Below are 17,322 nucleotides of genomic sequence, written 5' to 3'. Positions count from 1 at the left end.
GAAAATAGAATTACATGAATATTAATGGTAAATTATATAGTAGATTAATATGCGCTATAAACTTATTAAAAACGCATCAAATCACAGTTTAATCTTTACTAATTCATAAGAACGAATAATAAAATATAGAACTACAATTTGAGAAATGAGGTTTATAGATATGGCAAGAAAAGTTGTTGTTGTAGATGACGAAAAGCCAATTGCGGACATCTTAGAATTTAATTTGAAAAAAGAAGGATATGATGTTTACTGTGCCTATGATGGTAATGATGCAGTAGATTTAATCTACGAGGAAGAACCAGACATTGTATTATTAGATATCATGTTACCTGGTCGTGACGGTATGGAAGTGTGCCGTGAAGTACGTAAGAAATTCGAAATGCCGATTATTATGTTAACTGCGAAAGACTCTGAAATCGATAAGGTCTTAGGTCTTGAACTTGGTGCGGATGACTATGTTACGAAACCGTTCAGCACACGTGAATTAATCGCACGTGTGAAAGCGAACTTACGTCGACATTATTCACAACCAGCTCAAGAAGTAAGTGGTACGACAAATGAAATTACAATTAAAGATATTGTCATTTACCCAGATGCTTACTCAATTAAAAAACGTGGGGAAGATATTGAATTAACACACAGAGAGTTTGAACTCTTCCACTACCTTTCTAAACATATGGGTCAAGTCATGACACGTGAACATTTACTACAAACTGTATGGGGTTATGATTACTTCGGCGACGTGCGTACAGTAGACGTAACGATTCGTCGTTTACGTGAGAAGATTGAAGATGATCCATCACACCCTGAATATATTGTGACACGTAGAGGCGTTGGATACTTCCTCCAACAACATGATTAGGGGCTTGCAACTATGAAGTGGCTGAAACAGTTACAATCCCTTCACACCAAGCTTGTTATTGTTTATGTGTTATTGATTATTATTGGAATGCAGATCATCGGTCTGTATTTCACTAATAGTTTAGAAAAAGAACTGACAAATAACTTCATGAAGAATATTAAACAGTATGCGACACAGCTTGAAGTTAACATTGAGCGGATATACAGAGATGATCCCTCTAACGCTCAAAAAGAAGTTCAAAGTTTATTAAACGAGTATGCCAACCGTCAAGAAATTGAAGAAATTCGTTTTATTGATAAAGATCAAATTATCATGGCTACAGCGAAGATATCATCACATAATATGATTAATCAGAAAGTTAATGATAACTCCGTTCAAAAAGCCTTATCGCTAGGTGAATCTAATAGTCACAATGTTTTAAAAGACTATGGTAGCGGTAAAGAGCGAATTTGGATTTACAACTTACCCGTAAAGAATGGCAACGAGACGATTGGTAATATTTACATAGAATCGAATATTAATGATGTATATAATCAGTTGAATAATATTAACCAAATATTCATTATCGGTACTGCGATTTCCCTCTTCATTACCGTTATACTCGGTTTCTTTATCGCAAGGACGATTACAAGGCCGATTACGGACATGCGTAATCAGACGGTAGAGATGTCTAAAGGTAATTATACGCAACGCGTTAAGATATATGGTAATGACGAAATCGGTGAATTAGCTTTAGCCTTCAACAACTTGTCTAAGCGAGTTCAAGAGGCACAAGCGAATACTGAGAGTGAGAAACGTCGTTTAGACTCAGTTATCACGCATATGAGTGACGGTATTATCGCAACAGACCGACGTGGTCGTGTGCGTATCGTCAATGATATGGCGATAAAAATGTTAGGTATGTCTAAGGAAGACTTAATCGGTTATTACATGCTAAGTGTATTGAATTTAGAAGACGAATTCTCATTAGATGAAATTCAAGAGAATAACGATAGCTTCTTACTAGATATGAATGAAGATGAAGGTATTATCGCACGTGTGAATTTCAGTACGATTGTTCAAGAAACTGGATTTGTGACAGGTTACATCGCCGTATTACATGACGTTACTGAACAACAACAAGTTGAACGTGAACGTCGTGAATTCGTTGCGAACGTATCACACGAATTACGTACGCCTTTAACATCGATGAACAGTTACATAGAGGCACTTGAAGAAGGTGCTTGGAAAGATGATAATTTAGCACCGTCTTTCTTATCGGTAACACGTGAAGAGACAGAACGAATGATTCGTCTTGTTAATGATTTACTGCAATTATCGAAAATGGATAACGAATCCGAACAAATTACGAAGGAAATTGTCGACTTCAACATGTTCATTAATAAGATTATTAATCGTCATGAAATGGCAGCGAAAGACACGACGTTTGTACGTGAAATTCCTTCTGAAACCATCTTTACTGAAATTGATCCAGATAAGATGACACAAGTGTTTGATAACGTTATTACTAACGCGATGAAATATTCTCGTGGTGAAAAACGCGTCGAGTTCCACGTGAAACAAAATGCTTTATACAATCGTATGACGATTCGTATTAAAGATAATGGTATAGGTATCCCTATTAACAAAGTGGATAAAATCTTTGATCGTTTCTATCGTGTAGATAAAGCGCGTACACGTAAAATGGGTGGTACTGGTTTAGGACTAGCCATTTCGAAAGAGATTGTAGAAGCGCATAATGGAAGAATTTGGGCGAATAGCGTTGAAGGACAAGGCACATCGATATTTATTACACTTCCATGTGAAGTTATAGACGACGGTGATTGGGATGAAGAGTAAAGAGCATATTAAATCCATTATTCTTTTCCTATTAGTCATGATGAGTGTTGTGCTTACGTTTATGGTGTGGAATTTCTCACCAGATTTAAATAATATTGATAGCACAGATAGTAAAAAGAGCAATACTAAGACGATTGGTAAGCCCATGTCTGCCAATATTGAGAATGTGATATCTCCGTATCAAATTGTAGAAGTTAAAGGCGATAAGGTTAAAGGGCTGGCACCATCTCGTGCTCAATTGTCTCAAGTAACAGGTACATTGAAGAATCATGAAGTCAGTAAAGTGGAACATATTCATCGAGACTATAATTTAAATATTCCCATGTTAAATGACCACTTTACTGTGCTAGATTTTACTTATGATATGCCGCTAACGACATATTTAGGTCAAGTATTGAATTCATCAGCGAAGTTACCTAAAAATTTCAAATTTAATCGTATTATCGTAAGTCAAAATCCTAAAGAGAATCTAGAGTTGTATGCGATTAGTGAAGATCGTCATGAAGTCATGAAAGTAACATTGACTACGAAAGCTAATCATTTTATTAAAGTGATGGATCATTTGAATAAAGAAATGCAGAAATATTCAGAGGTAATCACAAATAAAGATACGATTGATAAAGCAACGCATATATTTGCGCCAAATCGTCCGAAAGACATGCGTTCTTACCGTATGGTTTATGATACGATTCCAGTCGAAACGATGAATGCGATTCTATTTGACGACTCAGTGATTATTCGAAGCGGTAAGAGTGGTTCGACAACGTACAATAATAACACTGGCGTAGCGAACTATAATGATGAAAGTAAGAAATACCATTATAAAAATTTATCTGAAGATGAATCTAGCTCAAGTGATATGGATTCAACGATTCCAAGTACATTTGAATATATAAATGGACATGGTGGATTCTTCAATGATGACTTCCGTCTTTTCAATACAGATAATTCATCGGGTGAATTAACGTACCAACTCTTCCTCAATGGGCACCCAACATTCAATGATCAGCAATTAAATGATATAGAGGTCACATGGGGAGATAAAGGCATTTATGACTACAAACGTGCGCTATTGCGTTCTAGTGTACCTTTAGAAGGTAAAACGAAGTCGCTAGATAGTGTTGAAAGTGTTCGTTCTTCACTCGCAAATAATCATACGATTGATTTTGAAAAGGTAACGAATATGGTCATTGGTTATAAAGAAGATGATCAACCTGATAAAGATGATATAGAAGTGCAACGTAATAGTGAGTTTGTGCCAACATGGTATGTTCAATACGACGGCGATTGGTACGCTTATGAGGATGGGAGGCTTGAATAAATGAATTGGAAACGAACGAAGACATTGTTTATTTTCGTATTTATTCTAGTTAATATCCTACTCGTATTGATTTACGTGAATAAGGTGACGAAGTCTCAAATTAACGAATCTGAAAGTGATAATGAGGTTAAATTCCAGCAAGAAGAAATTAAAATTTCGAAGGATATTTTAAATAAAGATGTAAGCGGGACGAAGATGCAGATGATTACTGCTAAGTCTAAAGACTTCGAAAGTTATGCGAAGGGTAAGTCATCATTAGAAGCGGAAGATTCTGGTAATACGTTAACAGGTGAGATTAATAGCACAGTTAATGTGAGTGATAGTAATTTAAGCGATTTAAAAGATTACATCATGAGCAATGTTTACAATGGTAAGATGTATCAACTTGGTGATGTTACATCTGATACTGTGACATATGAACAGACTTATGAAGGGTATCCATTGATGAACAATAATAAAGCGCGTCTACGCTTTAATATCAATGATGGTAAAGCGACAAGTTATGAACAATCGGTAATGAATAATATTGAACCTGCGAAGAGTGATAATAATCCTAAGAAACAGGTTATTACACCACGTAAAGCAGTAGAAACATTATACTTTAATCGTTACTTGAAATCAGGCGATGAAGTGATGGATGCAAGACTAGGATATTACTCGGTTGTGAGAGAAACGAATGTGCAATTATTGCAGGCGAACTGGGAAATTAAAGTGAAGCATAAAGGTAAAGAAGACGTGAAAACGTATTATGTTGAAGCGACATCATCAAATCCTAAAGTGATTGATAACTAGGGAGCAGGGTTGTAAAGAAATTCTTAGATGAATATTTACTCATTCTGTTGTGATGCTTGCCTAGGGGGGATGGGTCGAGCCGCGGTCTTGTAAAATAGTTCTTAGATAGATAATCACTCACATAAGTTGCTTCGCGTTCCTGGGGTGCCGTCTCTAAAGCAGCTCTTAGATGGATAATATTCTTTTGTTGCGACGCTTTCCTGTGGGAAAGGCTCGTGCCTGTAGTCACTCGACACTTTCTTTTCCACTAGGAGTCGCGCAACGCCATTTATTATCCATCTTTAGAGCTACTTACCTAAGTGCTATTGCACTTAGGTTCATTAAAATTACTGCTCCCCTAGGAGTCTCCGCAACTATGTTTCGTTATCTATCTTAGAACTGCGTATGTAAGTGTGTGTATGGTTATTTTCAATAGATTACCCTTCTCTGTACCTTCTCTGTTCTTAATTAGAAAGAAATGATATTTGGTGTGGAAAGTATAGTAAGTGTGTGAGGCTACGATGGTCTCATGCACTTATTTTATTTATCTATGTTAGTGTTGTACATAAACATGGAATTGGAACTTTAATTTTTGGATTGGTATAGTATAATATAAAGGTATTTTAGAGGACTGGATTGTTTCGAATGATGTGGATTGTTCGAAACTTCATTTTTTTAATTAAAGAGTGCAAAATATAAGGAATTAGACTGAAGGCACTCTAAAATATAGAGTAAGTTGTCGGAAGTAGAAAGGATGAGTCGCTTGATACGAATGAGTGTATTGGCGAGTGGTAGTACGGGGAATGCCACTTATGTTGAAAGTGATAAGGGCAGTCTATTAGTAGATGTTGGACTCACTGGCAAGAAAATGGAAGATTTATTTAGCCAAATTGATAGAAATATAAAAGATTTAAACGGCATTCTAGTTACTCATGAACATAGTGACCATATTAAAGGATTAGGTGTGCTTGCGCGTAAATATGGTTTGCCGATTTATGCGAATGAGAACACTTGGAAAGCAATTGAGAAGAAAGATAGTAAAATTCCAATGGATCAAAAATTCATATTTAATCCTTATGAAACAAAATCTATTGCAGGTTTTGATATTGAATCATTTAATGTATCTCATGACGCAATTGATCCACAGTTTTATATTTTCCATAATAATTATAAGAAATTTACGATGATTACAGATACAGGCTATGTGTCAGATAGAATGAAAGGTATGATTCAAGGCAGTGATGCCTTTATGTTTGAGAGTAATCATGATGTGGATATGTTACGCATGTGTCGTTATCCTTGGAAGACGAAGCAACGTATTTTAAGCGATATGGGACATGTGTCTAATGAAGATGCAGGACTAGCGATGACTGATGTTATTACAGGTAATACGAAGCGCATTTATCTTTCACATTTATCACAGGATAACAACATGAAAGATTTAGCACGTATGAGCGTTAGTCAGGTTCTAAATGAACATGATATAGATACTGAAAAAGAAGTGCTATTATGTGATACAGATAAAGCACAAGCTACACCGATATATACATTGTAATTATTTAGACGAACGACCTACTTACAAAATTAGTATTTGTGAGTAGGTTGTTTTTTTATTTATTGAGTTAATTATCTAATAATTTGGACTATACATGATTATTCAAAAGGAACCTTATAATAACAAGATTTAGCCTAAATCTGTGAATAAATATTTAAGACTTACTTAAAGTTATCCCCAAAATTGAGGGAAGTTATCCACTTTTGTGTATAATACACACAGAAATACTCACATTATTCACAGACTTATCCACATATATACAAGGATAATCACATGAAATGGGGATATTTTAAAAGATTTTACCGTAATTCGTATACATTACTGTTATAATTAGAGGGAATTCTGTTAACAAGTTGATAACTTGTGGATAAGTAGGATAACTATTAACATCTATGGAGGATTTTATGAAGATAACAATCTTAGCTGTGGGTAAATTAAAAGAAAAATATTGGAAACAGGCTATATCAGAATATGAAAAAAGATTAGGTGCATATTCCAAAATTGAAATTATTGAAGTACCCGATGAAAAAGCACCTGAAAATATGAGTGATAAAGAAATAGAACAAGTGAAAGAAAAAGAAGGTCAACGCTTATTAGCTAAAATAAAGCCGCAAGCCACAGTCATCACTTTAGAAATACAAGGTAAAATGTTGTCCTCAGAAGGTTTAGCTGAGGAAATGCAACGACGCATGACACAAGGACAAAGTGACTTCGTCTTTGTGATTGGCGGATCAAACGGATTACATGAAGACGTCTTAAAACGCAGCAACTACGCACTTTCATTCAGCAAAATGACTTTCCCACATCAAATGATGCGCGTCGTCTTAATCGAACAAGTATACAGAGCATTTAAGATTATGCGAGGCGAAGCGTACCATAAATAAAACTAAAAAATAGGTTGCGTAGTACATATTATGAAATAATTCATTAGATAAAGGAGAAATTGTTAATGACCATGTTTCGTGAGGCATTAATATGGCTAGTACTCCTAGTATTTAATTTAATAAACACGTTCTTAGTTATTATAGGGAAAACACAATTATTTAAAGTTCCACTATGGAGTACGTGGCTATTATGGGGAATTATTACGATCATTATACTAGGTATTTTATTCTTTAGAAAATATCTACAAAAAACGTATTCTCTAACTAATATAAATTCCGATAAAAAGTTTAAAGACGGTGAGTTCTTTGTACAAATCCCTTTATACATCATTGAGAATCAAAGCAATGTTATATACGGTAACGAGACAATAACGTATAAACCTGTTTTTGTTAATATATTTCATAAATTATTGAGTCTCTTTGGTGTTCAAACAAAATATAGTGTATATATGAATTCTAGTGAGAACAATGTAAAAGTAATTCGTAAACATGTGGTAGCGAATAAACATCAATATACGATGTATTTGAATGATGAAGAAGTAGGCATACTTGAGATGAAACAGTTCTTCAAAAGTGGGGGAAAGCAACAAATTCCTTATACGTTTAATTACAAATCTGAGTTATTTGATGTAAGCAATCCGTTTTTTAGTAATGAAACCAAAATTACATTTGAGAATGAAGTATTATTAACCGCAAAGCGTAGTTTTTTAGATATTTCAAAAAGTAAACTGACTAAAAAACGTGGGGAAAAACACAATATACACATTCACAGTACTAGAGTAGAGAAAGAAATATTAATAGCCATTTACTTACAATGCATGATAAACAAGCAAACACAATAAATGAAGTATAGGTGTAGTATAAATGAATCAAAATAATAATTGATTTAACCATTAACGAATAAAGATTTTAGTACAAATATACCCTATTATCATAACTGCTAAAAAAGATAGTGAAGGCAACAAAACAAACCATATTGACATACATCTCTCTCCTTACTCACCATGTTTTTTATTTAAAATCTAAACATATGATTAAAAGTGCTAGATGATTTTAAATACAGTTTAACAAAAATAATTTAAAATGAAATAACTCACAATTGATATATTAAAATTTGTATAAAAGGTTTAAAGATAAAGTAAGTTATATATCACTCACTTGGAAATGAATTGACTAAGAATGTTACAATGCAAATGAGTAGAGGAGAGTGTTTATGAAAAAGATAATATTATTAGCTAGTCTATTGGGTTTGTCTTTTATGTTAGTAGCTTGTGGAACATCGGGAGAACAGAAAGAACCTTCTAAAGATAGTCAAAAGTCAGAGAAATATACATATGAGTATTATGAAGTGCTAAATAATGGTTCAGAAGATACACCCAATGTGGAAATAAAATATAAAGATAAAAATGGTAAATCACATTTACAAAAGACGGATTTAGAACACGTTTATGAACATATTTTAAATGATGGAAATAAAAAGCCTTATATAATTAAAGATGGCAAAAAGATTCATGTCTATCGTCCACCATATATGATTTATGGCGATGACGATATTGAAGGACAAGTTACTGCTAAAGATGAAGTGTCTAAAGAGTAAGAGGTGAGTTGGTGAAGCATAAAGTATTAAAAATGATAAGTATAATGATAATCTTTAATGTGACCTCGCTTTGTATATTGTCTACAAACTTAGAAGCTGTAACCTCAAGCACTAGTAGCTCAAGTTCGAGTAGTAGTTCGTCATCTTCTGCGGTTAGAAGTTCAACGTCTTCAAGTTCGTCAATGAGTCGTTCAAGTACGATGAATGCTTCACGAGTTGCAAAACAATCAAGTCAGCGTGCAGCTCAACAAGCTAGTCGAACAAACAGTATTACATATAATAATAAGGCATCAAAATTTAAACAAGACACTGGTAAAATTCAATCTCAACAAGCACGATCAATGGTTTCTACAAGACATAGATATAGACCAGGGGCCTCATATGCGTCACAATTTATGGCTACTTCATATTATAATAATTGGTTATATTTTTATTTTATTACATCCGGTATGTATAAAAATAAAACCAATCATGTTGAATACCAAAAAAACATGTTGAAACAACAAATGAAAGCGCATGAGAAATTATATACCATTACCGTTCAAACTAATAAAGGCAAACGTTTAGTTGTTGTCCCGAAAAAGCAATACGATGAAATTAAAAACGGTGAGAAAGTGAAAATTAAAAATAGTGCATTACAATAACTCACATTGAGTAGTCCAACGTTCTTAATAGAAGGGAGTTTTAGTAAAGTTTGTTCATCATTTTAAACTCTGTAATAGTCTAAAATGACATATTAAAAAAAGCGTCCCAATTATATTGAGACGCTTAAAGTTTATCTAGCATTAAATGATTCAATGGCTGCTTGGATTTCATCTCTAACACGCTGGAATTCTGACCAAGGTTTGCCAGCAGGATCGTCAAATCCCCAATGTTCCTTCTTTACATTAGGCGGCAAAACAGGACAGTTTTGATCAGCATCACTACATAGAGTTACTACTAAATCGGATTGGTTTAGTATAGTGTTGTCAATTAAATTAGAAGTATGGTTTGAGATATCAATTCCAACTTCTTTCATCGCTTCGATTGCTTTCGGATTGACACCGTGTGCCTCAATACCGCCAGAATATACTTGCCATTCATCACCTAAGATGTTCTTAGCCCAACCTTCAGCCATTTGGCTACGGCATGAATTACCTGTACATATAAAATAAATTATTTTCTTTGTCATCATTGACACCTCTTTTTTAAAATATAATAAGTGTAACGTATAAACCAACTAATGTGATAAACAGAACAGGAATCGTAATAACAATACCCGTTTTAAAATATGTGCCCCACGAAATTTTTACTCCCTTTTGTGTTAAAACGTGCAACCATAGTAATGTTGCTAAGGAGCCGATAGGTGTGATTTTAGGTCCTAAATCTGCACCAATGATATTGGCATAAATCATGCCTTCTTTAATTAAACCGGTAGTTGCAGATTGTCCAATAGCAATGGCATCAATTAATACGGTAGGCATATTATTCATAATGGCTGAAAGAAATGCGGATATAAAGCCCATACCTATCACACTACTAAACAATCCATAGTTTGATATGCTTGATAGAATATTAGCTAATAATGCAGTAATACCCACATTTTTCAGACCAAATACAACTAAATACATACCTATAGAAAAGAGCACAATATTCCAAGGTGCACCTTTGATCACTTGTTTCGTGTTTACAACGCTTGATTGATAGGCCAATACAGTAAATATAAACGCAATTGAACAAGCAATGATCGATACTGGAATTTGAATAAATTCACTAACTATATAACCAATGAGTAAGATTGATAAAACAATCCATGAAAACTTGAATAATTTTGGATCTTTAATGGCTTGATCAGGTGTTTTAAGGTTTTTAATTTCAAAATGGTTAGGAATAACTTTTCTGAAATATAGCCATAATACAACAATACTTGCAAGTAAAGAGAATAGATTGGGAATCATCATGCGACTTACATATTCAATAAATCCAATATGGAAGTAGTCAGCAGAAACGATATTAACCAAATTACTTACAATTAATGGAAGAGACGTAGTATCTGCAATGAATCCACTTGCAATGATAAAAGGAAAAATGACTTTTTGATTAAACCCAAGATTTCTTACCATAGCGAGCACGATTGGAGTGAGAATTAATGCAGCTCCATCATTCGCAAAGAAAGCTGCTACAATAGCGCCTAACAACATAATGTAGACAAACATCTTAAACCCATGACCATTTGAAGCTCTGACCATATGTATAGCCGCCCATTCGAAAAATCCAATTTCATCTAAAATTAATGAAATGAGTATAACAGCGACAAAGGTTAACGTCGCATTCCAAACAATTCCAGTAACTTCTAGTACGTCTGAAAAGCTAACGACACCTGTAATCATAGCAATAACAGCACCGATTAAAGCTGTAACTCCAATATCCAAACCTTTAGGTTGCCATATGATAAAAATTAACGTTAATATAAAAATAGTGATTGCTAATATCGTCATTGTTAACACTCACCTTTCTCTACTGTTTCACATATACATGGGACAGTACAGGAACTCAATAGAGTGAGTCGTGATGTAACGTTATCCAATACGTCATGATTCAATTTGTAGAAAATTTTATTACCATCTTTTCTGGATGTAATTAAATTATTGTCTTTTAATACTTTCATATGATGACTTAATGTGGGTTGAGAAAAAGAAAAATGCTCTAATAAATCACAAGCGCATAATTCACCACAAGATAACAAATCTAATATTTCAAGACGGCTACTATCAGCCATCACTTTCAAGTATTGCGATATTTCACTATAATTCAATTTTTTCTCCCTTTCTACTTGAAATCTTTTATTTCGTTAATAATTTTTATTGTCACTTGATAAATTATATACTTGCTTAACTCCTAAATTATTAACTGGTTTAAAGTACACTCTAGGTCTTATTATAATCAATAACATTAATATTCTGATATTCGATAAGGTATGACAAAGTAATTATCAAAACTTTCATTTTTAATTTTGTTTATCCAAAATGATTCATCTTCTTTTTTGTTACTAAAAAGGTCATCACGTTGATTTAGCGTAACTAACGATTGATTAACGACCCACCAATTATGGCCTATATTAGCTCTATTTAAATCTTCTACTAAACGTTTAGATTCTAAATAAGGTGTTTTTTCTGCTAGTGTTACGATTATCATCTGTGTTAAATTTTTATTTTGAATCTTAGGTAATAATGTTTCAACATTACTGGTAGTTTGAGTTGATTTTTTCTTTAATTCTCTATGATGATTTTCACTAGAATCAAGTAACAGCAAGGTATGGCCTGTAGGAGCTGTATCTACAATGACGTAATCCATGTCGTCTTGATTCTCCATAATGTCACTAAAGGCTTTGAAAAATGCTATTTCTTCTGTACAAGGTGATTTTAAATCTTCCATAATATAATCAATATCGTCTTGTGGTGTATCATCATTCACTGTGGCTAGTACTTCTTTTTTATACTTTTCTAATGCTTGTTCTTCATCAATATAAGCAGTATTTAAATTACTTGTAGTTTCAACATTAATTTCTTTAGTAGGGTCAGTAGTTGCTAAAAGAACACGATATCCTTTATTAGATAACGTTGTAGCTAATTGCGTTGCTACTGTCGTTTTACCAACGCCACCTTTTCCCATTGTAAATAAATATTGAACTTTACTATTTTCAATTTCATCGATTAATTTATTGAATTGCGGATGATCTTCAACAATAAAGTCATCATTTTCAATTAAGTTATCATCATTTAATAGATTAGTTAAACTTTCTATACCTTCTTCCTTCTGCTTTTTATATGGAACGTAATAAGCATGATTGTTATTTAACCATTCAGTAAAATGATTAATATTTTTATCTTGTTCTAATTTCATCTGACTTGAAATTAAACCGTAACTTTCTTCTATATAGTTGTTAATGATTACTTTGAATTTAGAAATTGACAGTTGTTGTAATTCTTTTTGCGCTCTTTGAATTTCATATATAGAAGAGTGACTAGGTCTAGCAATTAACATCATTGTCGTATCTTTTGGATTGCGTAATTTTTCCAATGCTAAGTTATACTTATCTCTATTTTCATCCAATCCTGATAATTGCCCTAGGCAAGAAGCGTCATTACTCGTTGTATTTAAATAATCTGTCCATGCAGAAGGTAATTCAAGCATTCTCAAGGTGTGACCTGTTGGAGCTGTATCAAATATAATGAAATCAAATTCTTGTTCTAAAGTTTTATCAGATAAAAAATTTGTAAATTCATTAAATGCTGCTACTTCAACTGTACACGAACCACTTAACTGTTCTTTCATCTCAGAAAGCACATCTTCTGGTAGAATACCCTCATAAGGTTCTATAGATTGTGCTTTATAATTGTCTGCAGCAACAATCGGATCAAAATTGGCTATAGAGAGATTAGGTATAGGTTGATATTTAGTTAATTTATTAGATAATTCCATTTGAAATACATCTTGTAAATTACTAGCTGGATCAGTACTTACTAAAGCTACTTTTTTTCCATTCTCTGCTAAGTTTAAAGCAATAAAACTTGATATCGTCGTTTTGCCTACGCCGCCTTTACCAGTAAAAAACAAATATTTTGTTAACTCAATGTTATCTAAGTTCAATTTATTTAAGTATTTAACAGCATCCATCTCCACCACAGCATTCTCCATTTCTCATTTGATTAACTGTAATAATTTCATCTGCTTCTTCTTGAGTAATATAAGCGCCCGTTTTAGCTATATTTCCTTCTATAAAAGTGATTGGTAAAACTTCATTACCTTTTTCTTGAATTAAATGAATAACTTCTTTATTTTTAATAAATTCATTCGGATTATTGTTCATATTATAACGTTGAACTTCTATTTGATTTTGTTTTAAATATTCATTGATTTGGTTCGCTTTTATTAGTGTTTCATCCGGTTCTGGACCACATACGCCAGTAGAACAGCACATAGCTTCTTCGTATATTTCAATATTTAACATTATACTCACCTCATTAATTAATTTACGATTATAGATTAACATCTATATAGATTAATGTCTATGTTCTTATTTGAGCTTTAAAAACCTCATTAAATTTAATTCTTAATAATATAATTTATAAAAAAATTATTTTAATATTTCTGTGAGCAATACCTAAGTTTATGTAAAAATTATAGTTTTTTTCTTGCGATAATATGGATATTGATTTATATTTAATACATCAAAAAAAATTGATGTATTAAATGATATAAAACTACGTTGACAATAAGGAGGCGTGCTTGATTGCGAGTAAACCATGCAAGTACTTTAACTGTTGGTTATTTTGTAAGTTATTTAAATCTTGTTATGCTATCAAGAGAAATCAATTTAAAAGAAGCTACAATATATATGGAAAAGGAGTTCTTTAAAGGGAACATTAATCAGTATGGCGAATCAACAAAAAATAACTATAAACAAGCAATTCAAGAATTGAAATAAAGATAATATAAACTCAATGAAATATTATAAAAAGGATGATCTTTTATGGAAGTTATTAAAGCAAAGACTGATATGAGTGAAGATCAACAATTTGACTTTTATGAAAATATGTTTAATGCACTTGCCGATAAAATCAGATTAAAAATACTAAATCAAATTAGCCAAAGCTTCAATAAATCATTATGTGTATGTGATTTAGAAGCGTTATTAGATATAAAACAATCTAAACTTTCTTATCATTTAAAAAAATTAGTAGATGCAAATGTTCTTATTGCTGAAAAGCATGGCACATGGAATTATTATAAAATTAATGAGCAGCAAATACAGGTTGTTTTAAATGAAGATACTTGTTGTAAGATACTTTAAGTATCTTTTTTAATGATGTATTAATCAATTTTTTTTGATTAATACATCAAGAAATATTGATTAATTAAATTTGGAGGCATTATACTCATGTTAGATTCAATTATGGAATTTATAAAAACATTTGTGATGTTGTTTTTTGAACTATTCATACTATTTATCATCGTGAGCTTTATTGTAAGTATCATCCAACAGATAGTTTCAGAAGAAAAAATAAAATACTTTTTAAGTAAACCTAATCAAGCTATTAATTATATTTTGGGAATGGCTTTTGGTGCGATGACACCATTTTGTTCTTGTTCTACAATTCCTATACTTGCAGGTTTATTAAATTCTAAAGTTCCATTTGGCCCTGCAATGAGTTTTTTAATTGCGTCACCTTTAATGAATCCATTAATGATATTTATGTTATGGGCCTTATTAGGTTGGAAAGTTGCTGTTGTTTATTTTATTGTACTAGCAATCTTTAGTGTCTTAACGGGTCTAGTATTTTCAAAAATGAATTTATCTAAAAGTTATAAAGGTGTAAATGTTAAAGGCGATGGGTTTTTCGCTAATAAAAATGGATCTCGTTTTAAACAAGCATTAAATGATGCTTGGGCATTCTTATATCCAATGCTTCCTTACTTATTTATCGGTGTATTTATTGGTGCTTTTATATATGGCTTTGTACCCGAAACATTTATTACTAAATATGCGAGTGGAGGTGGCATTATATCCGTATTTATTGCTTCTATTATAGGTATTCCTATGTATATTAGACCTGAAACAATGTTACCTATAGCTGAAGCATTAGCTTCAAAAGGAATGTCGCTTGGGACAGTTGTTGCTTTGATCATTGGTGGTGCTGGTGCAAGTATTCCAGAAGTTGTATTATTATCGAAATTATTCAAGAAAAAATTTGTAATCTCATTCGTTATCGCCATTTTAGTTGTAGCTATTTCTACAGGTTTGATGGTGAACATTGTTATTTAAAGGAGGTGAGATAATGGGAGTCAAAGACGTATTAAAAAAATTAAAACCTCAGGAACAATCTTGTTGTTCTGTAGAAATTGAAGAAAAAAAAGAGAAAAATGAAAAAGAGCAACAGGATAATAATTGTTGTTGTAACAATTAATTTAGAAGTCTGTAAAATATATGCTTCTAATAAATGAACGACAAATTCCAATGTAATAGTATGGAATTTGTCGTTCTTTCGTTTCAATTAAGGAAAATGATGTTGTTTATTTAATATTCTTTAAGACTTATAACAAAAAGACGTTAATTAAAAACCGCATCATTAACCGATACGCAGAAGCGTATCACAAATAAAACTAAAAAATAGATTGTGTATAATATAAAAGGAAGGGATTTATATTAAAATTTTGAATTCAAAAATTATTGAAAGGGAAGCTACCTTAGAAATTGGGCACTGAACCCTTAAAATAGGAACTTAATAAAAACACTATGTTCAAGGCTGCTAATTCTCTGTATTTTACAAGGGATAAGTAGCCTAGTTTTTGTTGAATTCGATTATTATTATAGTTTTTAATGTATTTTTCGACAATATCTATAACAATATGATTAGAGTTATTAAGCTGATTATTGATGTAAAAAGTTTCAGACTTTAGCGAGGAATGGAAACTTTCTATCGGGGCGTTATCGGCAGGTGTTCCCTTTCGGGACATACTTCTGATAATGCCTTTTTCTTCGCATAATTGATAATAAGCATAAGATGTATAAACGCTGCCTTGATCACTATGTAATATACACCCCTCAGGTATATCGATTTGATTTAATGTATCATTAACTAAACGTTGGTCTTGTTTATCATCTATTTTATACGCCACAATTTCTCCGTTATAAATGTCCATTATCGAAGATAAATACAACATAGAATGACCAAATGGTAAATAAGTAATATCGGTTGTTAATACTTCCATGGGACAACTCGCTTTAAATTGTCTGTTTTATAATACGGTTTACCTATCCTTGTCGTCTTTTTAGGTCTAACTCGGCAGTTCAAATGATGCTTCTGCATAATTCTCTATACTCTCTTATGATTAATTGGTGATGTATAACATTGATTAATCAGTGCTGTAATCTTACGATAACCGTAGGTATAATGGCTAGCTTCACATAATTCAATGACTTTTTGTGTTACAGTATCATTTTTATAGGTTTTGTTTTTCCATCGGTAATATGTTGATTTAGGTATGTTTAATACTTCTAGTATCAATTTGATTGAATAGTTTCCTTTTAATTGATCCACTAAATCTATGACTACTGTTGGTACCACTTCCTTTCCAATGCCTTGTACTTTTTTTAAATATCCAATTCTATATCTTTTCTCTTATTTTCTAATTTTAATTGTTCTACTTCTGACAGCTCTTCTAATCCTTTACCGTAGGTATATTGTTTACCAACGTGTTGTGAAAATCTATAACTTTCCCCATTTTGATACCATCGACACCAAGTTTTCACTTGTGTTCTATTTCTAATATTTAATTCTTCCATAATTTCTTTTGTTGAAAATCCTGCTGTTTTCATTTCAACAGCTTTATACTTTGTTTCTACTGAATAAGCAACTCTTTTCATAGAAAAAACACCTCCGCATGATTCATTTTAATATGAATTCAACGAAAGTGTTTTATATAATTCCCACTAATTGGGGTCAGTCCAAT

The 17,322-nt window shown here is 32.3% G+C and carries 18 protein-coding genes and 1 pseudogene; 13 read left to right on the top strand and 6 right to left on the bottom strand.

The features are described from left to right. Positions 1–160 precede the first annotated feature (160 nt). From yycF to SBL16_RS07410, 9 genes are all read left to right on the top strand, one after another. Entirely contained in the window at positions 161–862 is a 702-nt protein-coding gene (yycF, locus tag SBL16_RS07450; protein ID WP_011274375.1) for a response regulator YycF, read from the top strand. A gap of 12 nt (positions 863–874) precedes the next feature. Beyond that, positions 875–2,701 carry a cell wall metabolism sensor histidine kinase WalK gene (gene walK, locus SBL16_RS07445; RefSeq protein WP_053024884.1) on the top strand — a complete coding sequence of 609 codons (1,827 nt, stop codon included), beginning with the start codon at positions 875–877 and terminating at the stop codon, positions 2,699–2,701. Then, positions 2,691–4,022 (top strand): YycH family regulatory protein, encoded by a 1,332-nt coding sequence (locus tag SBL16_RS07440; RefSeq protein ID WP_107611656.1) that lies wholly within the window; start codon positions 2,691–2,693, stop codon positions 4,020–4,022. The genes walK and SBL16_RS07440 overlap by 11 nt, the downstream gene beginning before the upstream one ends. Next, positions 4,023–4,814 (top strand): two-component system regulatory protein YycI, encoded by a 792-nt coding sequence (locus tag SBL16_RS07435; protein WP_011274378.1) that lies wholly within the window; start codon positions 4,023–4,025, stop codon positions 4,812–4,814. A 733-nt stretch (positions 4,815–5,547) separates the two neighbouring features. Next, complete coding sequence (locus SBL16_RS07430; protein ID WP_011274380.1) at positions 5,548–6,348, top strand: MBL fold metallo-hydrolase; 801 nt, start codon at positions 5,548–5,550, stop codon at positions 6,346–6,348. Positions 6,349–6,752: 404 nt separating this feature from the next. Next, entirely contained in the window at positions 6,753–7,232 is a 480-nt protein-coding gene (rlmH, locus tag SBL16_RS07425) for a 23S rRNA (pseudouridine(1915)-N(3))-methyltransferase RlmH (RefSeq protein ID WP_037552500.1), read from the top strand. A gap of 65 nt (positions 7,233–7,297) precedes the next feature. Further along, positions 7,298–8,074, top strand: coding sequence for a hypothetical protein (locus tag SBL16_RS07420; RefSeq protein WP_031864347.1), 777 nt, complete (start codon positions 7,298–7,300; stop codon positions 8,072–8,074). A 371-nt stretch (positions 8,075–8,445) separates the two neighbouring features. After that, positions 8,446–8,829, top strand: a complete 384-nt coding sequence (locus SBL16_RS07415) for a hypothetical protein (RefSeq protein ID WP_031864346.1) — start codon at positions 8,446–8,448, stop codon at positions 8,827–8,829. 11 nt (positions 8,830–8,840) lie between these two features. Continuing rightward, on the top strand, positions 8,841–9,473 hold the full coding sequence (locus tag SBL16_RS07410) for a hypothetical protein (protein ID WP_031864345.1): 633 nt from the start codon (positions 8,841–8,843) through the stop codon (positions 9,471–9,473). A 131-nt stretch (positions 9,474–9,604) separates the two neighbouring features. Here SBL16_RS07410 and arsC read toward each other — a convergent pair whose 3' ends face one another. The 5 genes from arsC to arsD form a co-directional block, all read right to left on the bottom strand. Next, entirely contained in the window at positions 9,605–10,000 is a 396-nt protein-coding gene (gene arsC / locus SBL16_RS07405; RefSeq protein WP_048665480.1) for an arsenate reductase (thioredoxin), read from the bottom strand. Between the two features lie 16 nt (positions 10,001–10,016). After that, complete coding sequence (gene arsB / locus SBL16_RS07400; RefSeq protein WP_117206101.1) at positions 10,017–11,306, bottom strand: arsenite efflux transporter membrane subunit ArsB; 1,290 nt, start codon at positions 11,304–11,306, stop codon at positions 10,017–10,019. A 2-nt stretch (positions 11,307–11,308) separates the two neighbouring features. Then, complete coding sequence (locus SBL16_RS07395; protein ID WP_002499582.1) at positions 11,309–11,623, bottom strand: ArsR/SmtB family transcription factor; 315 nt, start codon at positions 11,621–11,623, stop codon at positions 11,309–11,311. Positions 11,624–11,760: 137 nt separating this feature from the next. Next, a complete protein-coding gene (gene arsA / locus SBL16_RS07390) occupies positions 11,761–13,485 on the bottom strand; it encodes an arsenical pump-driving ATPase (RefSeq protein WP_317953595.1) in 1,725 nt (574 codons plus the stop codon). Continuing rightward, a complete protein-coding gene (gene arsD, locus SBL16_RS07385; protein WP_317953490.1) occupies positions 13,472–13,819 on the bottom strand; it encodes an arsenite efflux transporter metallochaperone ArsD in 348 nt (115 codons plus the stop codon). The genes arsA and arsD overlap by 14 nt, the downstream gene beginning before the upstream one ends. 282 nt (positions 13,820–14,101) lie before the next feature. On the opposite strand from arsD, the gene SBL16_RS07380 reads away from it, so the two are divergent. From SBL16_RS07380 to SBL16_RS07365, 4 genes are all read left to right on the top strand, one after another. Next, the gene (locus SBL16_RS07380) at positions 14,102–14,296 is read left to right on the top strand and encodes a hypothetical protein (protein WP_002441924.1); all 195 of its coding nucleotides are present in this window, start codon (positions 14,102–14,104) and stop codon (positions 14,294–14,296) included. A 45-nt stretch (positions 14,297–14,341) separates the two neighbouring features. Beyond that, positions 14,342–14,662, top strand: coding sequence for an ArsR/SmtB family transcription factor (locus SBL16_RS07375; protein WP_048665473.1), 321 nt, complete (start codon positions 14,342–14,344; stop codon positions 14,660–14,662). 87 nt (positions 14,663–14,749) lie between these two features. Next, positions 14,750–15,634: a permease gene (locus SBL16_RS07370; RefSeq protein ID WP_002449221.1), complete on the top strand. Its 885-nt coding sequence runs from the start codon at positions 14,750–14,752 to the stop codon at positions 15,632–15,634. Positions 15,635–15,647: 13 nt separating this feature from the next. Then, the gene (locus SBL16_RS07365; RefSeq protein ID WP_002449516.1) at positions 15,648–15,776 is read left to right on the top strand and encodes a hypothetical protein; all 129 of its coding nucleotides are present in this window, start codon (positions 15,648–15,650) and stop codon (positions 15,774–15,776) included. A gap of 280 nt (positions 15,777–16,056) precedes the next feature. On the opposite strand, the pseudogene SBL16_RS07360 reads toward SBL16_RS07365, so the two are convergent. After that, positions 16,057–17,236: pseudogene (locus SBL16_RS07360) on the bottom strand (IS3 family transposase). Between the last annotated feature and the right edge of the window lie 86 nt (positions 17,237–17,322).

Origin of the sequence: Staphylococcus sp. NWU MK-U1 (assembly GCF_033283505.1) — a bacterium.
Classification (GTDB): Bacteria; Bacillota; Bacilli; order Staphylococcales; family Staphylococcaceae; genus Staphylococcus; species Staphylococcus haemolyticus.
The sequence above is the reverse complement of the archived record's forward strand: the minus strand, read 5'-3'. Positions and strand labels throughout refer to the sequence as shown.

Bases quoted from the DNA above. Each gene is read 5' to 3' on its own strand.
- yycF (WP_011274375.1), top strand. From the start codon at position 161: ATGGCAAGAAAAGTTGTTGTTGTAGATGACGAAAAGCCAATTGCGGAC.
- walK (WP_053024884.1), top strand. From the start codon at position 875: ATGAAGTGGCTGAAACAGTTACAATCCCTTCACACCAAGCTTGTTATT.
- SBL16_RS07440 (WP_107611656.1), top strand. From the start codon at position 2,691: ATGAAGAGTAAAGAGCATATTAAATCCATTATTCTTTTCCTATTAGTC.
- SBL16_RS07435 (WP_011274378.1), top strand. From the start codon at position 4,023: ATGAATTGGAAACGAACGAAGACATTGTTTATTTTCGTATTTATTCTA.
- SBL16_RS07430 (WP_011274380.1), top strand. From the start codon at position 5,548: ATGAGTCGCTTGATACGAATGAGTGTATTGGCGAGTGGTAGTACGGGG.
- rlmH (WP_037552500.1), top strand. From the start codon at position 6,753: ATGAAGATAACAATCTTAGCTGTGGGTAAATTAAAAGAAAAATATTGG.
- SBL16_RS07420 (WP_031864347.1), top strand. From the start codon at position 7,298: ATGACCATGTTTCGTGAGGCATTAATATGGCTAGTACTCCTAGTATTT.
- SBL16_RS07415 (WP_031864346.1), top strand. From the start codon at position 8,446: ATGAAAAAGATAATATTATTAGCTAGTCTATTGGGTTTGTCTTTTATG.
- arsC (WP_048665480.1), bottom strand. From the start codon at position 10,000: ATGACAAAGAAAATAATTTATTTTATATGTACAGGTAATTCATGCCGT.
- arsB (WP_117206101.1), bottom strand. From the start codon at position 11,306: ATGACGATATTAGCAATCACTATTTTTATATTAACGTTAATTTTTATC.
- arsA (WP_317953595.1), bottom strand. From the start codon at position 13,485: ATGGATGCTGTTAAATACTTAAATAAATTGAACTTAGATAACATTGAG.
- arsD (WP_317953490.1), bottom strand. From the start codon at position 13,819: ATGTTAAATATTGAAATATACGAAGAAGCTATGTGCTGTTCTACTGGC.
- SBL16_RS07375 (WP_048665473.1), top strand. From the start codon at position 14,342: ATGGAAGTTATTAAAGCAAAGACTGATATGAGTGAAGATCAACAATTT.
- SBL16_RS07370 (WP_002449221.1), top strand. From the start codon at position 14,750: ATGTTAGATTCAATTATGGAATTTATAAAAACATTTGTGATGTTGTTT.
- SBL16_RS07365 (WP_002449516.1), top strand. From the start codon at position 15,648: ATGGGAGTCAAAGACGTATTAAAAAAATTAAAACCTCAGGAACAATCT.